Genomic DNA, 25476 nt, shown 5'->3' with positions numbered 1-25476 from the left:
CGGCCAGCTATCCGCCATCTGCTCGTCAGCGGCACGGCAGGATGGCGGGGTGCGGATCATCCTCCTGCGTCACGCCGAGTCACTGGGCAACGTCGACGAACTGGCCTACACCCGTATCCCCGACCACTCGCTGCCACTGACCGAACTCGGCCGCGAGCAGGCCAGGCGGGCCGGTCCGGCGATCGCCGAGCTGGTCGGTGAGGAGCCGCTCGCCGTCTACGTCAGCCCGTACGTCCGGACGAGGGAGACCCTGCGGCTGCTCGAGCTGCCCGCCGAGCGACTGGTGCACGAGCCGAGGTTGCGGGAGCAGGACTGGGGGAACCTGCAGGAGGCCGACGAGCAGGCCGTGCAGAAGCGGTTGCGGCACGAGTTCGGCCACTTCTTCTACCGGCTGCCGTTCGGTGAGTCAGGGGCGGACGTGGACGACCGGGTCGCCGCTTTCCTCAGTGAACTGGAGTCGCGGCGTCCCGATCCGCTGCACCCGAGGACCGTGCTGGTGGTCTCGCACGGGTTGACCATCCGGTTGCTCTGCCGCCGCCTGTTCGGCTGGAGCATCGAGCTGTTCGAGTCGCTGTCCAACCCGGCGACCTGCGAATACCGGGTGGTCGAGCTGGTGGACGGCCGGTGGAAGCTGGACCGCCCGTTCCAGCAGTGGCGCGACTCACCCGATGGCGCTGTTCAGCAGTAACTCCGCTCCCGCTCGCGTCGGCCGGCGCGCAGGGCGGCCACGGTCGCCGGGGCGATCAGGGCCGCGACCAGCGCGACCACGATGAACGAGGTGGACAGCGAGGTCAGCTGGGCGATGCCGCCGATGGCAGGCGGTCCGGCGAGGAAACCGGTGTAGGCGACCGAGGTGACGAAGGCGATCTCCCGCTCCCCGCCACCGCCGTCGGCGCGTTTGCCCGCCTCCCCGGCGAGCCCGAGTGCCACCGGGAAGGAAGCCGCGAGACCCGCGCCGGCCAGGGCGAAGCCGACGAATCCGATGACCGGTGAGCTGATCAGGGCCGCGGCGAGCAGGCCGGTCGCGGCGAGCAACGCGCCACCGGCGAGCACCGGGCGTTCGCCGACCTTGGCCTGGAGCGCGCCTCCGGTCAGCCGCGCGATCGCCATGGCCAGGGAGAAGGCGGCGTAGGCGAGCGCGGCCGGGCCCTCGCCGATGCCGTGCTCGGAGACCAGGAGCAGCGCCGACCAGTCGGCGCTGGCACCTTCGGCGATCGCCGAGCACAGCGCGATGGTGGCGAGCAGCCACAGCACGGGCCGCTTGATCGGCGCCACGGCGGACCGCTTCTCGGTGGGTCGGTGAGTCGGCTTGATGCCGGGCAGCGCGCGGACGACGGTGAGCAGCACCAGGATCGCGGCGAGGGCGGCCAGGGTGAACTGCCTGCTGGGCGACCAGCCGTTCGACGCGGCGAGCCCGGCGAACAGGGCGCCCGCCAGCGCGCCGAAGCTGAAACCGGCGTGGAAGCTCGCCATGAGCGGCTTGCCCGCCTCGCGTTCGACGAAGACGGCGCCCACGTTCATCGCCACGTCGAGCACGCCGATCGCGGCACCCAGCGCGAACAGCGTGAGCCCTAGCCACAGCACGGACGTGGCGAGCCCGAGCGCGGCGAGCATCAGCGCCGCGGCGACCGTGGACAGGGCCATGACCAGGCGCGCGCCCAGCCGCTCCACCAGCCGCCCGGTGATCGTGGCCGCGACCAGGAGTCCGACGCTCGCGCCGAGCAGGGCGAGCCCCAGCGACCCCGGCACGGCGCCGACCTGCGTGGACATCGCGGGCACCCGGGGTGCCCACGAGCCGAGCGCGCAGCCGTTCAAGGCGAACACGACGAAAACCGCGGTGCGTGCGCTGACCATCCCGCTCCTTCTCCGGTGAACCTGTTGCCCCAGCGTGACTTAAGCGCTTCAGAAAGTCCAGCGGATTCGGTCGGTTAGCAGGCGGGGCGAGCGTCCACAAGACCCCGCTTCCGGCCTGTGGATATCCACTACCCGTCCGGGTGACCGGCCCCCACTTGTCCACAGATCGCCGTTTCCCCACTGACAAAGCCACCGTCCACCGGCCATCGTGGAGCCAACACCAAATCCACCGGAAAACACCGGAAAGCAGGGGGAAGAAATGACCAGGACCATCAAGTCACTCCGCTCGCGACTGCCGAAGATCCTGTTGCTGGCATCGATCGGCGTGTTCGGCATGAGCAGCCTCGCCCACGCCTCGGCGCCGGCCGCACCGGAGCCGGGATCACCGCAGGTCACCTGCCAGAAGGGCGAGTTCTGCGCGTGGACCGAGGAGCACTACGGAGGTGAGCTGGAACGCATGGATCTGCGCACGGTGAATCCCGAGGAATGCGTTCCGCTGCTCACCGATTTCACCGCCTATTCCTTCGTCAACCGCATGGATCGCATGGTGACCGTGTACCAGGGAGAGGACTGTTCCACCGAAGGCGATTTCACCACCTATCCGGGCGGCGGCACCTATGTTCCGCAGGCCCCCTTCACCGTTCGCGCCATTCAGGTGTGGAACTGATCCGCGGCTCCCGCGGCGTCCCGCCCCCGGGACCGCCCCGCCGCGGGTGAACCCCGGGCCGCCGACCCCGAACGCGGCCCGGTGTGGCCCGCCGGCGCGCGTCGACTCGACTCCGAGGCGCGGCGCCGGCGGGACCCGAACCGGATCCCGGCGGACCACCAGGAGCAGTCCGCGTCCCCCGCACGCGGACGTCCGCCGGGATCCGGCCAGGGGTGATCTTGCTCTCCCGGCCCGGTGACGCACAGTGCGTCGCCGGACGACCGTCCACCGTAGCCAACGGCGGAATATCGGCTGCCCACCCGCGTTACCGCGGCAGCCAGAATGCGGTTAATGTTTACCAATAGAGGGCGTGTGATCGAAAATCGCGCACGCGGATCTGGCAGGAAGCTCACCCGCACGGACAGGAGATCGCGATGCCTCACCGCACCGGCCGCGACCTCCGAAGACAGCTCCGACCAGCGAGAACCTAGTTCTCGGGCACCCCAGGAGCCGTCGGGCGGGCACTCGCCCGCGTAGTTCGTGCGGACACCCTGAAACGATTCGACTGCAACGAACGATCGAGAGGGTGGCGGCGACTAAGCTGCTGGCGTGCACGAGGCCAGCAGTGGCATCGACGCAGGCCCTCGTAGCTCAGCCGGATAGAGCAAGAGCCTTCTAATCTCTAGGTCGCAGGTTCGAGTCCTGCCGGGGGCACCAGCCAGGCGAGTTGATCGCCTGCATGTGAAGCGATCGACCAGGGAGAGCACCGTGCTCTCCCTGGCGATGACAGATCGTCATTTCGTCGTGCGCCGAGTCCGGCCGCGCCCATTCACTGAATCTCCCGGCTGACGCGACGCGCGCCCAGCCGGTCACCCTCTGCTACCCATGAGGAGCTGAACGATGAACTCCAGCAACCCGCCGTGTGGCCGGCGGGCAGGCAACCGGGCCGCTCGTGCGGCGTTCGAGGACGCCAGGCGTGCCGGTCTCGCTCAACGGCACCTGCGCAAGCTCCACTACCTCAGCCGTCACCCGCACCGCGCCAGACTCCCGCCGGAGTCGTCCGAAGCGCCCAGTCACCCACCGGTCGCCTGACGGGGTGAACGCATCCGGAACGCGACGACCAATGTGAGGAGGACGACCACGGCCATGGCGAGGAAGGCGTCGGAGAACGCCGCACCTTCGTGACTGGTGAACCAGGGATTCAGCGCGCCGCTGCCGCTCTGCTGCCCCGCGGTCACCAGTACCCCGAACAGGGCCAAGCCGGTGCCGACACCGCCGGGTGCCGACGCGGTCGGCCATGCGGCCGATCAACGGTGAGAGAAAGGCAACGGCGATCCCAGCCTGGATTACCGCCAGGGCGCCCGCGCCTGTCGAAGAGCACGAGCGAGACGGGCGCCACCACGAGGCTGGCCCAGGACGAAGGTGCCGAGAATCCGGCGATCTGTGCCTGGTGATGCCGAAGAGCAAGAGACCGGCGCCGAGGCCCAGAAGGATGCCGCCGGGTAGGTCGAATCGTCCGGTGGCTGCCGGTGGTCCGCCAGGGAGCACCGGCAGCGCAGCGGGAAGCAGGACCAACGCGGCTACGAGCATGAGCCAGAACAACGCGGGCCAGCCGAGGAGCTGACCGATTCCGCCGCCGATGGCGGTCCGGCGGCATGAGTTTGGTGACGGCGATGATCGAGAGCACCGGGATGGCGGCCGCGCCCACCCCCATGATGACCCGGCCGAGCACGAGCACCAGCAGGTTCGGGGCGAATGCGCAGACCAGGCTCCCGACGGCGTAGGCCACGAGGGCGAACCGAACAGCCGCTGCAAGCTCACCGGTCCGAGATGCGGCAATCAATGCAATCGCAGTTTGACGGGGCCGTCAGTCAGGTTGCTCGTTTTCCGGGACGGTCACAGTGGGGGTGGACACTTGGCGCCGGGTCACCGGTCGTCACTAAGATCGGTTCGGTGCCCAGCGGAGACAGACGGACCTTGATCAGCACGCTGGTGGCATTGGCACTGGCGGTCGCCGCGGTGTTCACCTTGGGGGCGACCGGCACGGTCACCTTCGGCGAAGACCCGGTCGCCGGGCGCGCGGAGGCGATCCTCGCCGAGATCCCGGGGCCGGAGACCGGGCCGGTCTGCCCGCTGGACAAGCGGTACGTCGACGAGCAGGTCGCCGGACTGCGACCGGACGTACTGGCGGCCTGGGAGCAGTTGCGGGCGGCGGCCGGGGCGAAGGGCATCCAGTTGTGCGTGAACGACAGCAAGCGCAGCCTGGCCCAGCAGCAACGGGAGTTCGACCAGGCGGTGGAGAAGTTCGGTACCGCGGAACTGGCCGGGCAATACGTCCTGCCGCCGGAGAAGTCGATGCACGTGCAGGGCATCGCGGTGGACATCCAGCCGCTCGCGTCCGCTGCCTGGGTGGAACGCAATGGGCCCGCGCTCGGGTGGTGCCGTCGTTATGAGAACGAAGAATGGCATTTCGAATACAGCCCGGAATACGCGGTGTCCGGGTGCCCGGCAATGCTGCCCAGTGCGACGGGCAGCTGAGTTGCCGGGCGCCCGCTCACCGGTGGATCAGCACTCGTAGGCCGAGGTGAAAACAGCGTTGCCGTAGTCGACAGCGGGCTCGTAACCGGGGTGGGCGTACCAGGTGCCGTTGTTGGACTCCAGGCACCAGCGGCGGTTGGTCGTGTTCGACCAACTGTGGATGTGGTAGTTGCCGATGCCGACGCGGGCCCAGCCGTTGCTGCAGGTCTTGGAGCCGGAGTAGTTGTAGCCGGTGTGCACGCACAACTCGGCGATCTGCGCCGACGGGGTGGTCGACGCCGAGGCGGCGGGCGCGCCGAGCACGATCGGCGCCAGGGCCGCGGCGGCGGACAGGGCAACAGCGTATGTTTTTTTCATGCTATCCCTCCAGCAGACTCGTAAAGCGAAACTAAGCGATATTCGGAGAGGCGGTCAACGAGCTTCAACAATGCCTGAAGCCGACCAGTGAACCGCCTTCGTGGGCGAGCACGTTTTGCGTTTGACCAGTGCCGATCAATTCGGCAAAAGTGGTCTTTGACGGCGGCTTCCGTCAATGGGCGAACACTGGCTGAACGGCCGTCGCCCGGGCGGACCAGCACTTCGGCGGCCTCACCCTCGGAGCGACACGAATACGCTCCGTGACAGCGGGTTCCGCCCCGTGAGCACCAGGGAGGTTGCCTCCGGTGGCTGTGGAGCAGATCACAGCAGGCAATTCGCTTTCCGGCACCGGGATCGAGTTAGATGACCCCTTGCCCCGCCCGCGAGCCGAGAAAGAACACTGTTGGCGACCGAGACCCGCTTCCGCACCGACATCCAGGCACTACGGGCCATCGCCGTTCTCGCCGTGGTGCTCAACCACCTGTGGCCGCTCGGGCTGACCGGCGGGTATGTCGGTGTCGACGTGTTCTTCGTGATCTCCGGCTTCCTGATCACCGCGCACCTGCACCGGGAAGTCGACGGCACCGGCCGCATCCGGCTCGCGAAGTTCTACGCGCGGCGCGCCCGGCGGCTGCTGCCCGCGGCCCTCCTCGTGCTCGCCTTCAGCGCGGTGACCGCCTACTTCCTGCTGCCCTTCCCGCGCTGGGAAGCCAATGCCGGGGAAATCCTCGCCAGCGCCTTCTACGTGGAGAACTGGCTGCTGGCCGCCAATTCGGTGGACTACTCGGCGCTGTCCGCCTCGGCGAGCCTGGCCCAGCACTACTGGTCGCTGTCGGTCGAGGAGCAGTTCTACCTGTTCTGGCCGCTGTTGCTCCTGCTGCTGTTCCGGCTGCGCGGTCGTCGTGCGATGGCCGCCGGGATCGCGGTCGCGGGCCTCGCGTCCCTGGTCTACTGCGTGCACCTCACCGCGGTCTCGAAGGCCGCGGCGTACTTCGTCACGCCGGTGCGCGTGTGGGAGTTCGCCATCGGCGCGCTGATCGCGCTGGGCGCGGCGAAGCTGCGACTGTCCAAGAAGCACGCGGGCATCGCCTCGGGCGTGGGGTTCGCGCTGATCATCGGCTCGGCGGTCTTCTTCGACCACCACACCCACTTCCCCGGACTGTTCGCGCTGCTCCCGACGATCGGCACCGGGCTGGTCATCCTCGCCGGGCCGGAAACCCAGTGGCACACCAGGTTCACCTCCGTGCGGCCGGTGCAGTTCCTCGGCGGCATCAGCTATTCGCTCTACCTGTGGCACTGGCCGTTGATCGTGCTGGCGCCGTTCGCGCTGGGTTCGCCGAGCCTGTCGCTGTGGCAGCAACTGGGGCTGCTCGCCGTCTCCGTGGTGCTGGCCTGGCTGACGAAGGTCGTGGTGGAGGACCGCGGCATGGCGTGGCGGCCACTGGCGGAGAGTTCGAAATTGACGCTCACCGCGGTGGTCGCCGGGATGGCCGTGATCGCGCTGGCGTCGACCGTTCTCACCTGGGCCTACGACAGCCAGGTCAAGCAGAGCGAACTGGCCGCGAAACGGGAGACCGCGAAGACCTGCCACGGCGCGGCCGCGATGGTGCCGGAGAACGAGTGCGAAGCGCCGTTCGGCCCGGCCAAGGTGCCCTACCTGGGGCCGTCGAGCGAATACCACCAGCGACCGCCCGAATGCGGCGAATGGCTGGGCACGCACCTGGCCGGGGACAAGAAGACGGTCAGCGTCTGCGACTTCAGCGGTGGCAGCCCGCAGCCGAAGGTCGTCTGGCTGGTCGGTGACTCCCACGCGCAGCAGTGGCAGGCACCCGTGTTCGACCTGGCGCGCGAGCACGGCTGGGTGGTCAAGCTCGGTTTCCTCGGCGCCTGCCCGATGGCCGACATCTCCTACCGCGGCTTCCGCGGTGCCATCGGCGACACCGATGTGCCGAAGTGCACGCACTGGTCGCGGGATCTGGCGTCGGCGATCGCGGTCGAGCGGCCCGCGTACGTCTTCACCTCGTTCTACGCCCGGCAGGAAACCGCCGACGACGGCAGCGGGCGGCCACAACTGGCCCAGTACCGCGAGGGTCTCGACACCTACTGGAGCGCCTGGACCGCCGCGGGCGCCCAGGTCTACGTGCTCGCCGATCCGCCGTTGAACGGTGATGTCCGCGAGGCCGACTGCGTCAGCATCAACTCCCAGCACCCCGCCGCCTGCGCGGTGGAGCGCAGGCTCGCGCAACCACCGGACCCGCTCACCGAAGCCGCGCGCACGAGCCGGAACCCGGGCGTCAGCCTGATCGACCTGACCGACTACTTCTGCGACGCGAACCAGTGCCACGGCGTGGTCGGCAACGTGGTCGTCTACTACGACTCCGACCACCTGAACCGCGAGTTCGCCCGCACGCTGACACCGATGATCGCCGCGGAGGTCGGGCTCACGGAGCGGTGAGCTTCGCCTCTCACGCCAGTGCCAGGGTTCTAGCGTAGCCAGTGATCCCGTTGTCCCCCGGAGGAGATGATCATGACCTTGGTCCATGGCACCGCCGATGCCCGGTTCGCCGCCGTGCGCGCCACGTTCGAGCAGCACGTCGAGTCCGGTGAGGAACTGGGTGCCTCGCTCGTGCTCGACCTCGACGGCGAGCGCGTGGTGGACCTCTGGGGCGGTTACCGCGACCAGTCGCGGACCACGCCGTGGGACGAGCACACGATCACCAACGTCTGGTCCTCCACCAAGACCGTGACCAGCCTGGCCGCGCTGGTGCTCGCCGACCGCGGGAAGCTGGACGTCTACGCGCCGGTCGCGCGCTACTGGCCCGAGTTCGCCGCGAACGGCAAGGAGGACGTCGAGGTCCGGCACCTGCTCTCGCACACGTCCGGAGTTTCCGGCCTGGAGCAGCCCGCCGTCGTCGAGGACCTCTTCGACCTCGAGGGATCGACCGCACGCATGGCCGCGCAGGCGCCGTGGTGGACGCCGGGCACGGCTTCCGGCTACCACGCCGCCAACTTCGGGCACCTGATCGGCGAGGTCGTCCGCCGGGTGAGCGGGAAGTCGCTGAAGCAGTTCATCGCCGACGAGCTGGCCGGCCCGCTGGGTGCCGACTTCCGGCTGGGTGCCGAGGAGGCCGACTGGCACCGGATCGCCGACGTGGTCCCGCCGCCCCCGTTGGAACTGGACTTCGCCGCGCTCGGGCCGGACAACATCATGGTGAAGACGCTGAGCGGACCGGCGATCGATCCGAACGTGGCCAACACCCCCGCCTGGCGGCAGGCCGAACTCGGCGCGGTCAACGGCCACGGCAACGCGCGTTCGCTGGGGCGCCTGCTTTCGGCGATCCCGCGCGGCGGCACGGTCGACGGGGTGCGCCTGCTCGGCCAGGAGACGATCGAGCTGATCTTCGACGAACAGGCCAACGGCGTGGACCTCGGCCTGAGCATCCCGCTGCGCTGGGGCATCGGCTTCGGCCTGCCGCGCCTGGACGTGCTGCCGTGGATCCCGGAGGGCCGCATCTGCTTCTGGGGTGGCTGGGGCGGTTCGATGGTGATCATGGACCTCGAGCGCCGGATGACCCTGACCTACATGATGAACCGGATGGCGCCGGGCATCATCGGCTCGGACCGCAGCGCCGCCTACACCAAGGCGGTCTACGACGCGCTGGGCTGACCGACCGGGAGGCGGGCGCAGTGGCGGCAGGCGCGGGCCGATGCCGCCACCACCCCGTGCGACACCACGGTCAGCAGTGCGGCGGGCAGCACGAGCGGCCAGCCGGCGGCCGGTGCCGCGATCGCCAGCACCACGGTGGCCAGCGGCATCGCCACGCTGGCGGTGGTGCCGGTCCACGCGGCCACCAGCGGCAGCAGCGGCGGCATCGGCAGCCGCCGCGCCAGCGCGCCGGTGGTGATCAGGGTGAGCCCGGCGGCCAGCACGGCCGTCACCCCGATCGCGGCCAGCACCTGGGCGGCTTCCGGCAACTCACGGCCGCTCCACACGGCCAGCCAGCAGACGATCAGCACCGGCACGGCCACGGCCACCATCCGCGCGGTGGCGCGGGTCTGCCCGATGGTCAGTTCACGCTGACAGCTCGGCACCAGTTCCTCGACGGTGCCGAACTCGCGCACCGCCAGCTCCGCGGCCTCCCGGGACGTCAAGCCCGCACCGGCGTGGTCCGCGACGGCGTCCGCGAGACCGTCGCGAATCTCCTCGACCAGCCTGGCCTTGACGCGGGCGGGACCGTGCAGGGCGGCCGAAAGCGCGGCGGCGTACTCGTCGACCGGATCGCTCACCGCGCACCCCCTGGGTTGAGCACCGAGCCTATCGCCCTGGTGAACGCGGCCCACCCGCTGCGTTCGGCGGTCAGCGCGCGCTTGCCCGCCTCGGTCAGTTCGTAACACCGGCGCCTCCGCTCCCCCTCCGCCTGCCAGCCGCTGCGCAGCAGGCCGAGCCGTTCCAGCCGGTTCAGCGCCGGGTAGACGGTGCCCGTGCGCAGCTCCAGCGCACCGCCGCTGCGCTGCTGCACCGCGGTGATGATCGCGTAGCCGTGCAGCGGTCCCGGTTCGAGCACCGCCAGCAGCAGGCCGTCCAGGTGCCCGCGCACCGCGTCCGCCCTCATAGGTAGACAGCCTACCTATCGATGCAGTAGGAAGGGTACATATTGGCAGCCTACATATAGAGGGGTCCCGTTGACCAAGTTCCTGCTGTCCGTGCACGTGCTCGCCGCCATCCTGGTGGTCGGGCCGATCGCCGTGGCCGCGTCGCTGTTCCCTCGTTACGCACGCGCCGAAGGCGGCGGCGGTGCGCTGCTGCACCGGATCTGCCGCGGGTACACGGTGGTCGGCATCGCGGTCCCGGTGTTCGGTGTGGCCACCGGCGCGGCGCTCGGCGTGCTGACCGACGCCTGGCTGCTCGTCTCGGTGGTGCTGACCGCGGCCGCGGCGGGCATCCTCGTACTGGCCATCGTGCCCGGCCAGCAGAAGCTGCTCGACCTGCCGGAAAAGGCCGAGCCGGGCCGCATCGCGACCCGGCTCAGCATGCTCACCGGTGTGTTCAACCTGCTCTGGGCGGTGGTCGTGGTGCTGATGATCGTCCGGCCGGGCTCGACCACCGGCGCCTGAGCGTCAGGGGATGTAGACGCCGAAGTCGGCGTTGGCGGTGGCGAAGTCCTGGAAGCCCATGCGCGCCCCGGCCGCGCGGGTCACCGTGCCCGCCGCCTGCACCCCGCCGTTGACCTTGAGGTAGACCGAGCCACCGCTGTCGCCGCCGCGCGCACCCGGCTGCCCCTGCTGCTGCTCGACCTCGACGAGGTCCTCCGCGTCCTGCCAGAAGAACAGCACCTTCAGGTCGCACACCGGGTTGCCGGTCTGCTCGGCGCTGGTCACGCCGCTCTGGCAGAGCAGCTGGCCGACGAAGACGTGCGTCCAGCCGAGCACCTGCTCGGTGGTGTTGCTGCCGCCGTTGCCCACGTACATGCGGTTGCTCGCCTGCGACGTGGGGATCAGGGCGATGTCGTGGTCGTTGTGGCCCTGGCCGACGTTGCCGATGAACTCGCCGACGCCGTCGGTGATCCGGTGCCCGTTCTGACCGCAGTGCTCGGCGGTCAGCACGAACTGGTTGCCCGCGCCGTTGCGCACGCCGAACCCGGCCGTGCAGATGGTGCTGGCGGTCTGGTTCCAGGTGCGCGCGCCGCCCTTCCACGGCGGGGAGTCGTCACCGCGGGACACCGGCGCCAGCGGTTCCTCGTGCAGCACGCGCAACGGAACTCCCGCGACCGAGTCCAGCGCGCTCATCGTTGTCGCGACACCGGGTTTCGCGGCGAGCACGAGCCCGCTGCCGTCACCGGTGCTCTTCACGCCGTACGCCCCGGAATCGGGGTTCTGCTGCAGCCACAGGTTGACCCGGTCGGCGGCGACATCGAGTTCGCGTTCGCTGTAGGCCGCGGAAGCGACCCGCACGGGCGCGAACCCTCTGGCCACGCTCAGGGCTTCGTCGACCGCGGGTGTGGTCGCGCCCTTCCACCACAGCACCACATCCGAGGCTTCGAGCACGATGCCCGCGTAGCCGTCGGCGGAATCGGCCAGCCGGGCGCGCAGCGCTTCGGCCGCCCGGACGAGCGGTTGCTGGTCCAGCACCCGCTGTTCGGCCGCGGTCAGCGTGCGCACGGGCTCCGCCTGCGCGGCCGGCAGTGCCGAAACCGCGGTGAGCACGGTAAAACCGAGGGTCAGTGCGCTGAGTTTCTTGGACAGCACGGAATGCACGGTTCGCTCCTGGGGGACGGGGAGGGGAAACGAGCTGCACCGGCGCGGGTAACAGATTGGCACGAAACGGGTCTGTGGCGTGGAAAAGCACCGTCTTCCGACAAAACCGGCCAGACGAAAGTCGGATGGATCGGCACCCTAAACCCGGGGGTCGACGTGCACCTTCGGCCCGGGCCCCGGTGGGCGCGCGCCGGCCAGCACCCCGGCGACCTCGTCGAGCCCGACGGTCGCGGCGACCAGCGGCCGTGGATCGACGTGCCCGCTCGCGTAGTGCCGGATCGTCTCGGCCAGACCCGGCGAGGCGCTCAGCACGCCGACCGCGGTCACGTCCTTGAGCACCAGCTCGCGGGTGTCGATCCGGCTCGGCCGCCCGGCGAGTCCGATGTAGACGACCCGGCCCGATGGTTCGACCACGTCCAGGGCCCAGGCGGGCAGCTCGGCCGCGTTGGCGGCGTCGACCACCGCGTCGAACGGCAGCCGGGGCAGTTCGTCGGCGGTCCACACGCCGTCGAAACCCAGTGAACGCACGAAATCCAGGGATTCCGGGTGGTTGCCGACCAGGTGCACCTCGGCACCCGCCGCCCTGGCGAACATCGCGGTGAGCAGGCCGATCGTGCCCGGCCCGAGCACGAGCACCCGGGTACCGGGCCGCGCGTTCGCCGCCCGCGCCGCCCGCAGCGCGTTGCCGCCGGGTTCGACCAGGGCGCCGAGCGTCGCGTCGACCGAATCCGGCAGCTCGTGCAGCGAACTCACGGGCACCGCCAACCGTTCGGCGAGCGCACCGGCGCGGCCACCGCGGATGCCGACCTCCTGCCTGTCCGCGCAGACGTGCTGGTTGCCACCGAGGCACCGGCGGCAGTGCCCGCAGCCGAGCATGGTGTCGCCGATGACCCGCCGCCCCAGCCACGCGCGGTCGACGCCCTCGCCGACTTCGGCCACCGTGCCGGTCCATTCGTGGCCGATGCGCACCGGGTAGCTCGCGTGCCCGTCCGCGAGGTACTGCATCTCGCCGCTGAAGAACTCGGCGTCCGTACCGCAGACCCCGGCGCGCTCCACCGCGACCACGGCCTCACCCGGTGCCGCCACCGGTGGTTCGACCTCCAGCACCGACGCCTCGCCCGGCGCGGTGACGGCGAACGCCCGCACCCGTCAGCCCCAGATGAGCGCCGCCGTCTCGACGATGCGTTCCAGCTTGGCCTTCTGCTCGTCCAGGGTCAGGTCGTTGCCCTCCTCGGTCGAGGAGAACCCGCACTGCGGTGACAGGCAGAGCTGGTCGAGGTCGACGTACTTGGCCGCGGCGTCCACCCTGGCGCGCAGGGAATCCACGGTTTCCAGCTCGCCGCGTTTCGTGGTGACCAGGCCGAGCACGACCTGCTTTCCCTTGGGTACGAAGCGAAGCGGCTCGAACCCGCCCGAGCGTTCGTCGTCGAACTCGAGGAAGTAGCCGTCCACGTTCAGCTCGTTGAACAACGCGTCGGCGACGAAGTCGTAGCCACCGGTGGCGATCCACGACGAGCGGAAGTTGCCGCGGCACAGGTGCGTGGTCACCCGCAGGCCGTCCGGGCGGTCGCGCAGCGCGGCGTTCATCGTGGCGATGTTGCGCACGTGCTGCTTGTCCGGGTCACCGCCGGCCCTGGCCACCATCGCCCGCTGCTCGGGATCGTTGAGGTAGGCGAGGCTGGTGTCGTCGAGCTGCAGGTAGGTGCAGCCGAGCCCGGCCATGCCGGCGATCTGCTGGGCGTAGGCGGTGGCCAGATCGGCGTAGAACTCCTCGAGGTCCGGGTACGCCGTCTCGTCCACCGCGGCCCGCCCGCCGCGGTAGTAGACCATGCTCGGCGACGGGATGGTCTGCTTCGGCGTCACCGACTCGTCCACAATGGACTTGAGGTAGGTGAAGTCGTCGGCGAAGACCACCTCGTTCAGCCCGATCCGGTCGTTGACCCGGAAGGCCGACGGGCTGAACTCGAGGTCGCCCTGCTCGTTGTGGAAGGTGACGTGCAGTTGCTCGTCGCTCTTGCCGATGCCGCGCAGGCGGTAGATGAAGTCCATGTGCCACGAGCCGCGGCGGAACTCCCCGTCGGTGGCCGACCGCAGCCCGGCCGAGCGCTGCAGCTCGACCACCTTGCGGATGGCCTCGTCCTCCACGGTCCGCAGCTCGACCGCGGTGATCTCGTTCTTGGAGTGTCTCTCGCGGGCGGTTCGCAGGGCTGGCGGGCGCAGCAGGCTGCCCACGTGGTCGGCACGGAACGGCGGTGTCTCGCGCGGAGTCATCACCCCATCGTCGAGCAGGCGCGCGCACCGATCAACCCCCGCGCGGCTTCGTCGAGGTCGGGGAGAACTCCGCCCGGTGCTCGGCGGCCCACTGGCGGAACGTCCGCGGCGGGTGCCCGGTGAACCGCTCCACCGTGTTGTTGACCGGGGCGGGCATGGTGATTGCCCGTTCGGCGCTGTCCATCACCGATTCGAGGACGCGTTCGGGCATCCAGGGCTCGCGGCGTTCCTGGGCCTGTTGCCTGGTCAGCGCGTCGACCGTGAGCGAGCGGCCGAGTTCGCCTGCCAGTATCGCGACGATCTCCGCCTGGGTCAGCGACTCCGGGCCGGTGAGGGCGAGCGTGGTGCCCGGGTAGCGGTCGGTGGTGAGCAGTTCGGCCACCACCTCGGCGATGTCGTCCTCGTGGATCGGGGTGAACTGGCCTTCCGGGTAGGCGATGCCCACGCGGTCCCCGCTGCGAATCTGCGCACCCCAGTCGCGGCTCGCGTCGGTGGCCAGCCAGCCCGGGTAGATCACCGTGTACCGCAGTCCGGACTCGCGCACCGCCTGCTCGGACGCCAGGTGACCGAGGCGGATCGGGTTGTCGGGCGCGCCTTCGTAGACGTCCGGTGAGGACAGCAGCACGACGTACCGCACCCCGGCTTTCGCTGCTGCGGCAAGGAATTCCGTCGGCGCCACGCGGGTCGGGTAGAGGAAGATCGCGTCGACTCCCGCCAGTGCGGCGTCCGCGTTGTGCGGCTCGACCAGGTCCAGTTGCACGGGCTCGACGTCGTCGGGCAGCTCGAGACCGGTCACGTCTCGAGCCGATGCCCGCACGTGGTGGCCGCGCCGAGCCAGCTCGGCGACCACCCGGCTGCCGATGTTGCCCCGCGCTCCGGTGACGAGAAAGATCATCACATTCCCCTTTGTCTGCGAAACACCTTTGCAAGCAAAGGTATATCTGCGGGCGCCAGGGGTGTCAACCACGCGGAAGCCGCCCGTGTGCGGCGAGCGGCTTCCGGCGATCGGTTACTTGGCGGCGAGCGCGAGCTCCGGCTCGGCCACTCGCGAACGCTTGACCACCCCGGAGACCGCGACCAGCAGGCCGAGCACGGCGATCCCGGTGACCACGACCAGCGCGGGCGTCAGGCCGTCGAGCACCCCGGCGCCCTCGCTACCGTTCGCGGTCAGCACCGCGGTCACCACGGCGAGGCCGATGGCGCCGCCGACCTGGACCGAGGTGTTCAGCAGCCCACCGGCGAGGCCCTGCTCGTTGTCGCTGATCCCGGCGGTGGCCTGGATGTTCAGCGAGGAGAACGCCAGCGTGAAGCCGATGCCGAGCAGGATCATGCTGGGCAGCACGGCACCGGCGTAGCTCGAACCCTCGTCGATCCCCAGGAACAACGCGTAGCCCGCGACGTGCGCGGCGACGCCGGCGAGGATGGTGCGCGGCGTGCCGACGCGGTCGATCAGCGGCTCGATCTTCGGCGAGCCGAAGGCGACGATCAGGGCCGCGGGCAGGAAGCCGAGCGCGGTCTGCAGCGCGGACCAGCCCAGCACCGACTGCAGGTAGAGCATCACGACGAACTGGAAACCGATGTAGGCGCCGAAGAACAGCGCGCCCCCCAGGTTCGCGCGGGCGAGCGGGCCCGAGCGGAGGATGCCGAGGCGCAGCAGCGGGTGCTTCGAGCGCTTCTCGATCAGGACGAAAGCGGCCAGCAGCCCGATGGCGAGCGCGAAGGAGATCAGCGTGCGCGGCGAGGCCCAGCCGATCTCGGGCGCCTCGACCACGGCGAAGACCAGCAGCAACGAGCCGGCGGCGCCGGTGATCGCGCCGGGGAAGTCGTAACCGCCCCCGGTTTCCCGGCTGTAGCGCGGGATCAGCTTGAGCGCGGCGACCAGCGCGGCGAGCGCGATCGGCACCGGGAGCAGGAAGGTCCAGCGCCAGCCGACCTCGGTGAGCAGGCCGGAGAAGACGAGCCCGGCGGAGTAGCCGCTCGCGCCGAACACGGCGAAGATGCTGATCGCCTTGTTGCGCGCGGGGCCCTCGTGGAACGTCGTGGTGATGATCGACAGCGCGGCGGGGGCGGTGAACGCGGCCGCGAGACCCTTGATGAACCGGCTCGCGATGAGCAGAGGACCGCTGTCGACCAGCCCGCCGAACAGCGACGCGACGGCGAACACCGCGACCGCGACGAGGAAGACGCGGCGCCGGCCGAGCAGGTCGGCGGTGCGGCCGCCGAGCAGGAGCAGACCGCCGTAGCCGAGCACGTAACCGCTGATGATCCACTGCAGCGCACTGGTGGAGAGGCCGAGTTCGGCCTGGATGGACGGGAGGGCGACGCCGACCATCGACACGTCGAGCGCATCGAGGCCGACGACGGTGGAGACGGTCAGGAGCACGCCCCACAGGCGTGCGTCCCACCGGGTCGAGGAGGTGGACAGGTGCGCGGAAGAGCTCATGACCGAGGAAGATACATGCGTGCGCATCTAATGCCAACGCATTAAATGCGTTTGCATCAGATTCGTGTGCATGTTATCTTGGGGCGGTGAGCGATGTGGCCGAGCGAACCCTGGTGCAGGAGTGGCACGAACTGTTCGCGCGGCACGCCGTGGTGTTCAACGCGCTCGAGTGCCGGCTGCAGGAGCAGCACGGGATCGGCATCAACGAGTTCGAGGCGCTGGAGCGCCTGGCCACCTGCGACTACAAGTGCCGGGGGACTGACCTCACCGAAGCGGTGCACCTGAGCCAGAGCGCCACGTCCCGGCTGGTGGCCCGGCTGGAGCGGGAAGGCCTGGTGGAACGCGCCATCTGCGACCAGGACCGCCGGGGCATCTTCATCTCCCTCACCGACGCCGGCCGCCAACGCTACGCGGAAGCCAAGCCCACGCACCGCGCCGTCCTTGCCGACACCCTCCCCCGCCACTGACACCCACCTCCACCAGCCGAGTCTCACGTTCAGGCAGCCGAACCCCACACTCAGGCAGCCGAACCTCACGTTCGCGCACGCGAAACCCGCGTTCAGGCAGCCGAACCCCACGCTCACGCACGCGAAACCCGCACTCCGGCAGCCGAACCCCACGCTCACGCACGCGAAACCCGCACTCCGGCAGCCGACTTCCACACTCGGGTTGCTGAAGTCCGCCTTCAAGCAGCCGAGTTCCACACTCGAGTTTCGGCTGAGCGCGATGGGCGCTTGAGCTATGAGGACGGCTCCGCTCCAAGGTGGAGTTCAGCTGCCCGAACGCAGAATTCGGCTTCCTGAACGTGAGGTTCGGCTTCCTGGGTGTGCGGTTCAGCTTCCTGAGTGTGGGACTCGGGCTCCCGAGCGTGGGAGTCGGCCACCTGTGCGTAGAACCCGCGTACTCGAGCGTGCGGGCTCGCATGCCCGAACGTGGGAGCCAGGCGCCTGAACGTCGCACTCGCGTGCCGCAGCGCGCGAGGGCTCGGGTGCCCGATGTGGAACTCGGGTGCCTGAACGCGGGGTTCAGGCACCCGAGGGTGCGGGTCGGCTGCCCGAGTGTGAGGTTCGGGTGCGTGAACGTGGGGTTCGGGTGCCTGGGTGTGGGGTTCGGGGACGTGAGTGTGGGGTTCGGGGCGTGAGTGTGGGAGTGGGGTTAGAGGTGGGGGACGGCGGTTACGGGGCGGTGGTTGAGGGGTTGGGTGGGGCGGCCGTTTCCGGTGGTGAAGAGGGACTGGAAGCGGGTGATGGTGGCTTGCGAGACCGTGAGTTCGGCGGTCAGGAACCACTGGACGTCTTCGCTGAACGGGTACGTGGTCAGCGAGCCGTTGTACCGCAGGGTGCTCAGGTTCGACGGCAGCAGGGATTTCAGGTCGACGTCGTGGATCGCGACCGGGCTACCGCATTCGGGGGCCAGGGTGGCCAGCACCGTGTCCACTGTGGACGGGGTGCCCGCGCGCAGGGGGACGCCGATGACCAGCAGCCTGCCCGCGGCGCTCCGGTGGACGAAGTGCATTTCCAGCGGGTCCGCGTGCCCGGCGAAGCGGTGCTCCGAGGGCGTGTGGAAGTGGAACTGCTCCAGTTCGTAGCGCACCCCGGCCACGGTCACGTGCCCGGCACCCGGCGTCACCACGGCTTCCTCGGTCTCTTCGTGGTGCCGCGTGGTGCAGCCAGCCGGGTCGGCCGCGTCTTTCCGGACGTATTCGAGTTCCAGCTCCGAGTGCCCATAAGCGACGTTCAGCCGCGGCTGGTGCGGGTCGAACTTGATGGCACCCGGGGTGACGTTGATCGGGCTCTGCATCGGCAGCTGCGACTGGGCGGCGGTACCGCCGGCGGTCAGCGTCGCCACGGCGAGCCCGAGCGGAAGGAGGATGGCGGTGAAACGTCTGCGTATCACGCTCGGAAACCTTTCGGGGACCCGAAGTCGGTTCACTCTTCAGGAGGAACTCGATCAGGAGCCCATATCCTTCTCCGCTCTCGCTCGTTCCCGCAAGAACCCGTAAGCCGGGCAATTGCCCTCAACTCCACCAATTCGCCCGCTTCTTTCCGCCTTCCGGAAGTGATCTGCGCAACACTGGCCCGTACTGCACAGTCAACAGAACAGCCGTACTGTCCGATTTGTGGTTGTTCTTCCTGTACTCGCCTCCATGCTGCTGGCCCTGCCCGCCCCGGTGACTCCGGCGGCCGCACCCCAGGCCTGTGACGGCGTGACCGTCGCCGTCGCGCTCCCCGGTGAACTGCTGGTCCGCTGCTCGAGCGGGACCACCGCCCGCGAGGCCCTCGACAACACCGGCCTCGACATCCAGACCGGCCGCAACACCGGCGGCTACGACGAGCCCGACTACGTCTGCCGGATCGACGGCTACCCCCGGGCCGACGACTGCGCCGGCCACGAGGACGGCGACCCGTACTGGAAGGTGTGGCGCGTCGGCATCGACCCCGTCGCCTGGCGCGCCTCCCAGACCGCCAGCGGCCCGGCCGCGGTCCCGGTCTGCCCCGGCGGCCTCGTCGGCTTCAGCTTCGGCGGGCAGATGCCGGTCGATCCCACCGCCGTGGTCACGACCCCCGGCTGGCTGCCGCCGAACTGCCGCTGAGCCGGGCGACCGGCGTCCTCACCTGCTCCACGGTCACCCACACCGCCAGCACCAGCGCCGCCAGCATCACCATGGCCAGCACCCGGAAGTCCACAGTGGCCAGTGCCGATCCCGGCGTCAGGTACGGCAGGTAGGAGAACAGCGACGCGAACTGGGTCAGGATCGGCAACGGCCACAGCACGCGCGGCAGGCAGAACGCGGCGACCACGGTCAGCACGTCGGCGAGGAAGAAGTACCGCTCGTGCATGGCGGGTAACAGGAACGGCACCAACAGCGACGAAACCGTTGCCAGCAGGACGATCCGCGTGGTGGTCAGCTCGGTGGCCCTGGCCAGGACGGCGATGATCCCGCCGAGCACCAGCAACCCGGTCAGCGCCACCCCCACCGCCTTGAGCACCGCGGTGCCGGACGCCCCGGTCAGGAACTGGTAGGCGTTCGGCGCGTTCAGCGTCAACTGGCCGTACGTTTCGGTCTGCGTGGCGTAGATCGTCAGCAGCGGCACCGGATCGGCGCCGATCAGCAGTGCCGGGACGTCCAGCACCAGGTAGACCCCCGGCACCAGCAGCAACGCGCGCCACGGGACCCGCTTGCCGAGCACGAGCACCAACAACACCGGGAACAGGAAGATCGCCTGCAGCTTGAACGCCAGCGCCAGGCCGAAAAAGGCACAGGACAGATACGGGCGGTGACGCAGGGCGAAGTACAAGCCGCCGAGCGCGAAGGCGGAATAGCTCGAATCCGCCTGTGCCCACATCGAACTGTTCAGCACCACGGTCGGCAGGAACACCACCACCGCGCCCGCCGCCACCGGCCACCAGCGCCCGGGGTAGCGCAGGTCGACGATGCGGTAAGCGAAGTAGGCCAGTACGAAGTCGAACACCACCGAGATCGCCTTGATCCCGATCAGCGGTGGCACCGGCAGGTAGCTGAGCACCACGAGCAGGTACAGGTACGGCGCGTTGTAGTTGGCGAACTCGTGCCGCAGCGCGCGCCAGCCGCCGTTCTGCTCGATGAACTCGTACCAGCGCAGCAGGAACGCGTTGTAGTCCCCGGAGCGGTGGTCGAAGAACAGGGTGCGCACGGTGACCGCCGCCAGCACCAGCAGCACCAGCGCGCCGATCTTCTTTGCCATGGCGGTCAGTCAAGCGCGGCCCGCTGTGAACCGGCTGTGCGCCGGATGTGCGCCGGGTGTGCGCCGGCTCAGCGGAACAGGTGCTCGATCCGGCTGGAGATCGCGGAGACCAGCGGGGCGAACCGGGGACGGCCGCCGAGCAGGGACTGCACCTTGGACCAGCGGCTCAGCGTCAGCTCGGGGTGCGCCGTGCCCGGCACCCCGCGCTGCAGCGCGCGCATGTCGTCGGCGAGCAGGTTCAGGTTGTCGTCGATGACCTCTCGCTTGGGCACGTCTTCGCGACCGGTCTGCGCACGCAGCCGGTCGAGCAGCACCAGTAGTTCGGTAGCGGAATCCGCGGTCGTCCCGGCCTCGATGCTGATCACCCCGCTCTCGCGCCGACGCCGAGCACAGACGTTACCGCGCGCGAAAAGTCGAGGGAACAGGCGGCGAGAAATCACTGCCACCACTATCGAACGGTTACTCACCGCCACCGGGCGGGGTCCTAAGCGGACTGTCCGGTTTGGTGCCGGGAGTTGCGGTGTCCTCTTCGGACGGCGGAGGGCGAACGGGTGGAACCCAGCGGAACGGACGGGTCGGGGGTCAGCCCGTTCCACCGGGGGCTGTGGGAGCGGTGGCGAACCACGCGCTGGGGTCGGCGTCGGTCTCCGGCCACGGCGTGCCACCGCCGTCGCCCGCGCACCGGCATTCGTGAAAGAGGCAGGTCCAGGCGTCGGAAAAGCGCCTGCCGCACCACCGGCAGGTCCGGAAGACCCGGCTGACGAACTCGGCGGGGCTCTCGCCTTCCCCGCGTCGTGGCTCCGGTCTTTCGCCTGGCACCAGCACCTCCCTGTGATCGCGTCCTCACGCTAGGCGCGTCATCAGGGGGTTTTGTGCACCAGGAGTGCACACCGGGCGGGGTCTACCCGGTTGGGGCAACGCCCATTCGCCAGGCCAGCCCGCGCAATTCGCGGCCGCCGGCATCACGGCGCGCGCTGCCGAGCAGGTCAGCCACGGCCTCCCGAGCGAAAACATTGTTTCGGACCTTTTGCGGCGCCAGCTCTTCCGCTTTCAGCATTGCCGAAAGTCCTTGTTCGCGGGTCTTCCGCTCAGTGAGCAAACCGCGACCCAAATCCATCCAATAGGCTGATTGCCGCGCCCGCGAAACCCCGACCGGCCGCACCTCGCGCGCCAGCTCCGCGACCCCGGCGCCCAGCCCGAGTTCGAGGCCGATGGTCACCTGCCAGATGCCGACGTTGGTCCGGCCGAAGTTGGTGTCCATCCACGGGCTCACGTCCGGTCCGAGCCGCCCGGCCAGCGCGGCGGCCTCGGCCAGGTGGGTCCGCGCCTGCTCGGCCTGACCGCGGGTGGCCGAGGCCAGTGCCGCGGTCAGGTGCGCCAGCCCCGCCGTTTCGGTGCGCCCGCCGGGCATTTCGGCCACCCGGACGGCCAGTTCGTACTGCCGCTGCCGGTTCGCCCCGGACAGCAACTGGGCCCGCTGGTAGGCGGCGTAGGTGGTCCACACCGGGTCGTCCAGCCGCTCGGCGGCCTGGTGCATCCGCTCCACCGCGAGCGCGGGCAGCCCGGCGAAGCCGAGGTCGTGCACCAGGTAGGCGGCGGCCTTGTAGGTGCCGATCAGGCCGATCAGCGCCTCCCGGCGGTGCGCCGGGTCGGCCGAGACGACCAGCAGCTCGCGGATCAGCCGCGGGATGAGCACCACCTGCGCGGCGAAGTCGGCGTCCGGCCGGAGCACCTTGTTCAGCCGCCGCACGTCCGCGGTCACCTGCGGCCACGGCCGGACCGGCTCTTCCGGCACCTCGCCGACCCACCAGCCGGTCAGCGCCGCCTCCACCTCCGGGACCCCCGCCCGGATGTCGTCGTCCACCGGATCCCGTGCCACGTAGGGCTTCCCGGTCAGCTCGGTGGGCGAGACGCGCAGGGTGCGGGCCAGCGCTTCGAGCACGCGCCTGCTGTTGACCGGCTTCTCGCCGCGCTCGATCTGGCCGAGGTAGGTGAAGGAGTAGCCGGAGAGTTGCGCCACCGCCCGCAGGCTGAGCTGACGCCACCCGCGAATCTCCCGGAGCCGCCGCCCCAGTTCCGTCGCGGGTTCCATCGCCCTACGCCACCCTTCGCTCGAAGCGCCACCACCTCCAGGGTAGCCAGCCCTAGATCAGGTGAACACTCCCACTGGGTTACTACGCGTGGTCATCCGGGTACACACGATCGCGTAAAGTACGCGCCGCTGACGCTTCTACGACGCCGACGCGACGGCCGCGCCGACATCGGAGAGACGCGGGTTCGGGCGGCCAGTGCCGGTCTCGATCAGCTCGCGCAGGCTCGTGCCGATGTAGTGCGTCCAGGCGCTGAAGCAGATGTCGTAGCACTCGTAGGCGGGCACCAGGCCGTGGTGGGTGAAGCGGACCTCGGTGCGCTCGCCGGCCGGCACGACCTCGAAGTCGATCGTGGTGCCCACCCATTCGGTCTTGTCCTCGGTGAACTGGAAGTGGTTCTCCAGCACCAGCCACGAGACCTTCCGGCCGGGCACGACGTCGGTCACCCGCACGCGGCAGGTGTGCAGGTCGCCGTTGCGGTAGTCGAATTCGCCACCGACCCGGTCGGTGTCGCCGTCGATGTCGGCCGACCACCAGCCGCGGACGTCGACCACGGCGGCGAAGACCTCCGCCGGGGCTTTGTCCACGGTGATACCGGTGGTGAAAGCGGTGTCGCTCATCGGTTTTCTCATTCCTTTTCGAGGTGGGATTTCAGTGCGTCCAGCTGGCCGTCCCAGTCCCGCGCCAGCGCGGCCAGGAACTGCTGCGCCACCCGCATCGGGGCCGAGCGCAGCCGGTACCGCACCCGGCGGCGCTCCCCCGGCTCGGCCGTGACCAGCCCGGCTTCGGTGAGCAGGGCCAGGTGCTTGGCGATCGCCTGCCGGGTGATCGGCAGGCGGCCGGCCAGTTCCGTCGCGGTGGCCGGGCCTCCGGCCGCCAGCGCGGCGAGGAGGGCGCGCCGGCTCGGATCGGCCAGCGCGGTGAAGACCTGCTCGGCGACGGCCTCCGGATCAGGCTGCGGCATCGAGGTAGGTCACCAGTTCACCCAGTTCGGCCGCCCAGCCCTGGGTGTTGCCGTCGAACGCCTTGCGGTAGGCGTCGTCGGTGAGCTGGGCGAAGCCGCTCTCGATCACCGTCAGGCGGGTGCCGGGACCGGCCGGTTCGAGGGTGAACTCGACGTAGGTGCGGCGCGGGTCCTCCTCGGGCAGGCCGTAGATGTGCCAGGTGAAGCCGAAGACCGACGGCTCCTCGACCCGTTCCACCCGCAGCTTGGCCTGGTCGCCGCTGTCCCACTTCAACTGCCCGGAGCCGCCGGGGCGCAGGTCGATCGACGCCTCGTTGCCGAACCAGGCGCCCAGTCCTTCGGCCGTGGTGATCGCCGCCCAGACCTTGGCCGGGGGCTGCGCGACCTCGAGGGTCCGCTCGATGCGATCGGGGAAAGCCATGGTGTCCTCCACTAAGTAGCAACCGATTGGTTGCGACTCTATGGCAACCAAACGGTTGCGTCAACCTTCTAGGGTTCGACCCAGCGGCAGCCTGGCTAGCCTCGCCCCATGGCGCACGTGGTGGTCCTGGCCAGCGGCAGCGACGGCGACGTGCTGCCCTACCTCGGCCTGGGCAGGCGGCTCACCGAAGCCGGGCACCCGGTGACCGTGGCGGCGGTGGAGCGGTTCGGCAAGGCGATCACCGGAGCCGGACTCGGCTTCCACCGGCTGTCCTCGACGGATCCCCGTGAGGTGACCGCGACCAGCCGGAAGTCACCGATGCGGTTGATGGTCGACGGCCTGTGTGAACAGGTGCCGGAAATGATCAACGCCGCCGAGGGCGCCGACGTCCTGCTCTGTCCGATGTCCACGTTGGTCTTCGGCAGCAGCCTTTCCGAGGCACGCGGCATCCCGTGCCTGGCCGTGCCGTTGCAGCCCGCCGCGCCGACGCGGGAGAGTTCGCCCGCGTTGTTCGGCGGCCGCGACCTCGGCCCGTGGCTCAACCGCGGGACCGGCGAGCTGTTCGTCCACTTGGGACCACGGATGTTCGCGAAACCGCTGGCGGATCTGCGATCGCGGCTCAGTCTGAAGCACAGACTCAAGCCGGACCCGCATCAGCGCATGCTGCACGGGGTCAGTCCGAGCGTCGTACCGCGCCCGCGGGACTGGCGGCCGGAACAGGAATTGACCGGCTTCTGGTGGCCGCACGCCACCACCGAACCCCCTGCCGAACTGGTCGAGTTCCTCGACGACGGCCCGCCCCCGGTCTACTTCAGCTTCGGCAGCGTGGTCGCGCGCCAGGCCGGTCGGCGGCAGCAGGCGATCAGCGAAGCCATCCGGCACACCGGGGTCCGCGCGATCGTCCACTCCGGATGGGGCGACCTGGCCGCCAGCGGCGACAACGTGCTCGCCGTCGGCCACGTCCCGCACGAATGGCTGCTGCCGCGCGTCGCCGCCGTCGTGCACCACGCCAGCGCCGGGACCACCGCCGCGGTGCTGCGCGCGGGCGTGGCCTCGGTGCCGGTGCCGTTCTCGAGCGACCAGCCGTTCTGGGCGAACCGCCTGGTCGCGCTGGGCGCCGCGCCCGGGGTCCTCCCGGCGCGCAAGCTCACCGCGGGCGCGCTGTCGGCGAAAGTCGCCGAGGCGGTCGGGAATCCTGCCTACACTGAACGAGCCGCGGCGGTCGCGGCGAAGCTGCGGAACGAGGATGGAGCCGCGCGCGTGATCGAAGTCGTCCGAGAGGTCACCGGCGGATGACCGCACGCAGCGCTCGCAGCTGGCGGCGAGCCGCCCGCAACCGGTCCGCCGGCGGCGCGGGCATGTACACGCCGCAACGCCGCAAGCTGTTGGCGGACCTCACCGGAACCGTGCTGGAGATCGGCCCCGGCGCCGGCGCGAACGCCACGTACTTCCCGCGCGACGTCCGCTGGCTCGGCCTCGAACCGAATCCCTACCTGCACGACCGCCTGCGAGAGCAGGCCAAGGGCGAGGTCATCGGCGGCACGGCGGAGGAGATCCCGCTGGCGGACCACAGCGTGGACGCGGTCGTCGGCACGATCGTGCTCTGCTCGGTCGAAGACCAGCACCGGGTGCTCGCCGAGATCGTGCGCGTGCTGCGACCCGGTGGGCGGTATGTGTTCCTGGAGCACGTCGCCGCGCCGGAGGGCACCTGGTCACGCCGGGCCCAGCAGGCCGTCGCGCCGGTCTCGCGCTGGCTCGACGGCGGTTGCGACCCGGCACGCGAAACCGGCCGCGCCATCGACGCGGCCGGGTTCGAGCGGGTGGAGACCGAGGAATTCCTGCTCCACGGCCCGTTCGGGGTGAAGATCCCCCACCTGACCGGCTGGGCGGGCACGGCCAGGTGAGGGCAGGG

28 protein-coding genes and 1 tRNA gene are annotated in these 25476 nt (G+C 69.9%); 11 read left to right on the top strand and 18 right to left on the bottom strand.

Annotated elements, in window-relative coordinates:
• The first annotated feature begins 49 nt into the window (after positions 1-49).
• Positions 50-688: a histidine phosphatase family protein gene (locus JOM49_RS14580; protein ID WP_209664819.1), complete on the top strand. Its 639-nt coding sequence runs from the start codon at positions 50-52 to the stop codon at positions 686-688.
• On the opposite strand, the gene JOM49_RS14575 is transcribed toward JOM49_RS14580, so the two are convergent.
• Positions 679-1854, bottom strand: coding sequence for an MFS transporter (locus JOM49_RS14575; protein WP_209664818.1), 1176 nt, complete (start codon positions 1852-1854; stop codon positions 679-681). The two genes, JOM49_RS14580 and JOM49_RS14575, sit on opposite strands and share 10 nt — an antisense overlap.
• Positions 1855-2113: 259 nt before the next feature.
• Here JOM49_RS14575 and JOM49_RS14570 point away from each other — a divergent pair, with 259 nt between their 5' ends.
• Both JOM49_RS14570 and JOM49_RS14565 read left to right on the top strand, forming a co-directional pair.
• The gene (locus tag JOM49_RS14570) at positions 2114-2521 is read left to right on the top strand and encodes a peptidase inhibitor family I36 protein (protein ID WP_209664817.1); all 408 of its coding nucleotides are present in this window, start codon (positions 2114-2116) and stop codon (positions 2519-2521) included.
• Between the two features lie 619 nt (positions 2522-3140).
• Positions 3141-3217, top strand: a tRNA-Arg gene (locus tag JOM49_RS14565).
• 356 nt (positions 3218-3573) lie between these two features.
• Here the strand turns inward: JOM49_RS14565 and JOM49_RS14560 are convergent.
• A complete protein-coding gene (locus tag JOM49_RS14560) occupies positions 3574-3759 on the bottom strand; it encodes a hypothetical protein (RefSeq protein WP_209664816.1) in 186 nt (61 codons plus the stop codon).
• Between the two features lie 694 nt (positions 3760-4453).
• Here JOM49_RS14560 and JOM49_RS14555 point away from each other — a divergent pair.
• On the top strand, positions 4454-5038 hold the full coding sequence (locus JOM49_RS14555; protein WP_308158741.1) for a D-alanyl-D-alanine carboxypeptidase family protein: 585 nt from the start codon (positions 4454-4456) through the stop codon (positions 5036-5038).
• 27 nt (positions 5039-5065) lie between these two features.
• Here JOM49_RS14555 and JOM49_RS14550 read toward each other — a convergent pair whose 3' ends face one another.
• Positions 5066-5395, bottom strand: coding sequence for a hypothetical protein (locus tag JOM49_RS14550; protein WP_209664814.1), 330 nt, complete (start codon positions 5393-5395; stop codon positions 5066-5068).
• Between the two features lie 403 nt (positions 5396-5798).
• Here JOM49_RS14550 and JOM49_RS14545 point away from each other — a divergent pair, with 403 nt between their 5' ends.
• Complete coding sequence (locus JOM49_RS14545; RefSeq protein ID WP_209664813.1) at positions 5799-7850, top strand: acyltransferase family protein; 2052 nt, start codon at positions 5799-5801, stop codon at positions 7848-7850.
• Between the two features lie 72 nt (positions 7851-7922).
• Positions 7923-9062: a serine hydrolase domain-containing protein gene (locus JOM49_RS14540; protein ID WP_209664812.1), complete on the top strand. Its 1140-nt coding sequence runs from the start codon at positions 7923-7925 to the stop codon at positions 9060-9062.
• On the opposite strand, the gene JOM49_RS14535 is transcribed toward JOM49_RS14540, so the two are convergent.
• Positions 9044-9682: a permease prefix domain 1-containing protein gene (locus JOM49_RS14535; RefSeq protein ID WP_209664811.1), complete on the bottom strand. Its 639-nt coding sequence runs from the start codon at positions 9680-9682 to the stop codon at positions 9044-9046. The two genes, JOM49_RS14540 and JOM49_RS14535, sit on opposite strands and share 19 nt — an antisense overlap.
• On the bottom strand, positions 9679-10008 hold the full coding sequence (locus JOM49_RS14530; RefSeq protein WP_209664810.1) for a helix-turn-helix transcriptional regulator: 330 nt from the start codon (positions 10006-10008) through the stop codon (positions 9679-9681). The genes JOM49_RS14535 and JOM49_RS14530 overlap by 4 nt, the downstream gene beginning before the upstream one ends.
• A gap of 70 nt (positions 10009-10078) precedes the next feature.
• On the opposite strand from JOM49_RS14530, the gene JOM49_RS14525 reads away from it, so the two are divergent.
• Positions 10079-10510, top strand: a complete 432-nt coding sequence (locus JOM49_RS14525) for a hypothetical protein (protein WP_209664809.1) — start codon at positions 10079-10081, stop codon at positions 10508-10510.
• A gap of 3 nt (positions 10511-10513) precedes the next feature.
• Here the strand turns inward: JOM49_RS14525 and JOM49_RS14520 are convergent, their stop codons facing one another.
• The 5 genes from JOM49_RS14520 to JOM49_RS14500 form a co-directional block, all read right to left on the bottom strand.
• Positions 10514-11650 carry a chymotrypsin family serine protease gene (locus tag JOM49_RS14520; protein WP_308158740.1) on the bottom strand — a complete coding sequence of 379 codons (1137 nt, stop codon included), beginning with the start codon at positions 11648-11650 and terminating at the stop codon, positions 10514-10516.
• 138 nt (positions 11651-11788) lie between these two features.
• Positions 11789-12796, bottom strand: coding sequence for a zinc-dependent alcohol dehydrogenase (locus JOM49_RS14515; protein ID WP_209664808.1), 1008 nt, complete (start codon positions 12794-12796; stop codon positions 11789-11791).
• 3 nt (positions 12797-12799) lie between these two features.
• On the bottom strand, positions 12800-13921 hold the full coding sequence (locus tag JOM49_RS14510) for a 5-methyltetrahydropteroyltriglutamate--homocysteine S-methyltransferase (RefSeq protein WP_209664807.1): 1122 nt from the start codon (positions 13919-13921) through the stop codon (positions 12800-12802).
• Positions 13922-13952: 31 nt separating this feature from the next.
• Positions 13953-14816, bottom strand: a complete 864-nt coding sequence (locus JOM49_RS14505) for an SDR family oxidoreductase (RefSeq protein ID WP_209664806.1) — start codon at positions 14814-14816, stop codon at positions 13953-13955.
• Between the two features lie 114 nt (positions 14817-14930).
• Positions 14931-16364 carry an MFS transporter gene (locus JOM49_RS14500; RefSeq protein ID WP_209664805.1) on the bottom strand — a complete coding sequence of 478 codons (1434 nt, stop codon included), beginning with the start codon at positions 16362-16364 and terminating at the stop codon, positions 14931-14933.
• Positions 16365-16450: 86 nt separating this feature from the next.
• Here JOM49_RS14500 and JOM49_RS14495 point away from each other — a divergent pair, with 86 nt between their 5' ends.
• The gene (locus JOM49_RS14495; RefSeq protein WP_209664804.1) at positions 16451-16831 is read left to right on the top strand and encodes a MarR family winged helix-turn-helix transcriptional regulator; all 381 of its coding nucleotides are present in this window, start codon (positions 16451-16453) and stop codon (positions 16829-16831) included.
• Between the two features lie 688 nt (positions 16832-17519).
• On the opposite strand, the gene JOM49_RS14490 is transcribed toward JOM49_RS14495, so the two are convergent.
• Positions 17520-18260 carry a carbonic anhydrase family protein gene (locus JOM49_RS14490; protein ID WP_209664803.1) on the bottom strand — a complete coding sequence of 247 codons (741 nt, stop codon included), beginning with the start codon at positions 18258-18260 and terminating at the stop codon, positions 17520-17522.
• Positions 18261-18483: 223 nt separating this feature from the next.
• Here JOM49_RS14490 and JOM49_RS14485 point away from each other — a divergent pair, with 223 nt between their 5' ends.
• On the top strand, positions 18484-18957 hold the full coding sequence (locus tag JOM49_RS14485; protein ID WP_209664802.1) for a hypothetical protein: 474 nt from the start codon (positions 18484-18486) through the stop codon (positions 18955-18957).
• Here the strand turns inward: JOM49_RS14485 and JOM49_RS14480 are convergent.
• The 7 genes from JOM49_RS14480 to JOM49_RS14450 all read right to left on the bottom strand — a co-directional run bounded on the left by JOM49_RS14480 (position 18920) and on the right by JOM49_RS14450 (position 23564).
• Positions 18920-20089: a putative hexosyltransferase gene (locus JOM49_RS14480; RefSeq protein WP_209664801.1), complete on the bottom strand. Its 1170-nt coding sequence runs from the start codon at positions 20087-20089 to the stop codon at positions 18920-18922. The genes JOM49_RS14485 and JOM49_RS14480 overlap by 38 nt on opposite strands.
• Positions 20090-20157: 68 nt before the next feature.
• Positions 20158-20454, bottom strand: coding sequence for a hypothetical protein (locus JOM49_RS14475; RefSeq protein WP_209664800.1), 297 nt, complete (start codon positions 20452-20454; stop codon positions 20158-20160).
• 217 nt (positions 20455-20671) lie between these two features.
• On the bottom strand, positions 20672-20908 hold the full coding sequence (locus JOM49_RS14470; RefSeq protein ID WP_209664799.1) for a hypothetical protein: 237 nt from the start codon (positions 20906-20908) through the stop codon (positions 20672-20674).
• Positions 20909-20990: 82 nt separating this feature from the next.
• Positions 20991-22181, bottom strand: coding sequence for a helix-turn-helix domain-containing protein (locus tag JOM49_RS14465; protein WP_209664798.1), 1191 nt, complete (start codon positions 22179-22181; stop codon positions 20991-20993).
• A 138-nt stretch (positions 22182-22319) separates the two neighbouring features.
• Positions 22320-22799: an SRPBCC family protein gene (locus JOM49_RS14460; protein ID WP_209664797.1), complete on the bottom strand. Its 480-nt coding sequence runs from the start codon at positions 22797-22799 to the stop codon at positions 22320-22322.
• An 8-nt stretch (positions 22800-22807) separates the two neighbouring features.
• Positions 22808-23143: an ArsR/SmtB family transcription factor gene (locus tag JOM49_RS14455; protein WP_209664796.1), complete on the bottom strand. Its 336-nt coding sequence runs from the start codon at positions 23141-23143 to the stop codon at positions 22808-22810.
• Positions 23130-23564 carry an SRPBCC domain-containing protein gene (locus JOM49_RS14450; protein ID WP_209664795.1) on the bottom strand — a complete coding sequence of 145 codons (435 nt, stop codon included), beginning with the start codon at positions 23562-23564 and terminating at the stop codon, positions 23130-23132. The genes JOM49_RS14455 and JOM49_RS14450 overlap by 14 nt, the downstream gene beginning before the upstream one ends.
• 108 nt (positions 23565-23672) lie before the next feature.
• On the opposite strand from JOM49_RS14450, the gene JOM49_RS14445 reads away from it, so the two are divergent.
• On the top strand, positions 23673-24860 hold the full coding sequence (locus JOM49_RS14445) for a glycosyltransferase (RefSeq protein WP_209664794.1): 1188 nt from the start codon (positions 23673-23675) through the stop codon (positions 24858-24860).
• Positions 24857-25468 (top strand): class I SAM-dependent methyltransferase, encoded by a 612-nt coding sequence (locus JOM49_RS14440; protein ID WP_209664793.1) that lies wholly within the window; start codon positions 24857-24859, stop codon positions 25466-25468. The genes JOM49_RS14445 and JOM49_RS14440 overlap by 4 nt, the downstream gene beginning before the upstream one ends.
• Positions 25469-25476: the final 8 nt, after the last annotated feature.

The sequence above is a fragment of the Amycolatopsis magusensis genome (genome assembly GCF_017875555.1).
In the GTDB taxonomy this organism is placed as follows: Bacteria; Actinomycetota; Actinomycetes; order Mycobacteriales; family Pseudonocardiaceae; genus Amycolatopsis; species Amycolatopsis magusensis.
Note: the sequence above shows the minus strand (reverse complement) of the source record. Positions and strands in the feature narration are given on the sequence as shown.

What these genes read in the sequence shown, in the direction of transcription:
- JOM49_RS14530 (WP_209664810.1), bottom strand. Translation starts at nt 10,008, where the DNA reads ATGAGGGCGGACGCGGTGCGCGGGCACCTGGACGGCCTGCTGCTGGCG.
- JOM49_RS14455 (WP_209664796.1), bottom strand. Translation starts at nt 23,143, where the DNA reads ATGCCGCAGCCTGATCCGGAGGCCGTCGCCGAGCAGGTCTTCACCGCG.
- JOM49_RS14510 (WP_209664807.1), bottom strand. Translation starts at nt 13,921, where the DNA reads ATGACTCCGCGCGAGACACCGCCGTTCCGTGCCGACCACGTGGGCAGC.
- JOM49_RS14465 (WP_209664798.1), bottom strand. Translation starts at nt 22,181, where the DNA reads ATGGAACCCGCGACGGAACTGGGGCGGCGGCTCCGGGAGATTCGCGGG.
- JOM49_RS14440 (WP_209664793.1), top strand. Translation starts at nt 24,857, where the DNA reads ATGACCGCACGCAGCGCTCGCAGCTGGCGGCGAGCCGCCCGCAACCGG.
- JOM49_RS14460 (WP_209664797.1), bottom strand. Translation starts at nt 22,799, where the DNA reads ATGAGCGACACCGCTTTCACCACCGGTATCACCGTGGACAAAGCCCCG.
- JOM49_RS14550 (WP_209664814.1), bottom strand. Translation starts at nt 5,395, where the DNA reads ATGAAAAAAACATACGCTGTTGCCCTGTCCGCCGCCGCGGCCCTGGCG.
- JOM49_RS14480 (WP_209664801.1), bottom strand. Translation starts at nt 20,089, where the DNA reads ATGGCAAAGAAGATCGGCGCGCTGGTGCTGCTGGTGCTGGCGGCGGTC.
- JOM49_RS14445 (WP_209664794.1), top strand. Translation starts at nt 23,673, where the DNA reads ATGGCGCACGTGGTGGTCCTGGCCAGCGGCAGCGACGGCGACGTGCTG.
- JOM49_RS14540 (WP_209664812.1), top strand. Translation starts at nt 7,923, where the DNA reads ATGACCTTGGTCCATGGCACCGCCGATGCCCGGTTCGCCGCCGTGCGC.
- JOM49_RS14570 (WP_209664817.1), top strand. Translation starts at nt 2,114, where the DNA reads ATGACCAGGACCATCAAGTCACTCCGCTCGCGACTGCCGAAGATCCTG.
- JOM49_RS14505 (WP_209664806.1), bottom strand. Translation starts at nt 14,816, where the DNA reads ATGATCTTTCTCGTCACCGGAGCGCGGGGCAACATCGGCAGCCGGGTG.
- JOM49_RS14450 (WP_209664795.1), bottom strand. Translation starts at nt 23,564, where the DNA reads ATGGCTTTCCCCGATCGCATCGAGCGGACCCTCGAGGTCGCGCAGCCC.
- JOM49_RS14575 (WP_209664818.1), bottom strand. Translation starts at nt 1,854, where the DNA reads ATGGTCAGCGCACGCACCGCGGTTTTCGTCGTGTTCGCCTTGAACGGC.
- JOM49_RS14500 (WP_209664805.1), bottom strand. Translation starts at nt 16,364, where the DNA reads ATGAGCTCTTCCGCGCACCTGTCCACCTCCTCGACCCGGTGGGACGCA.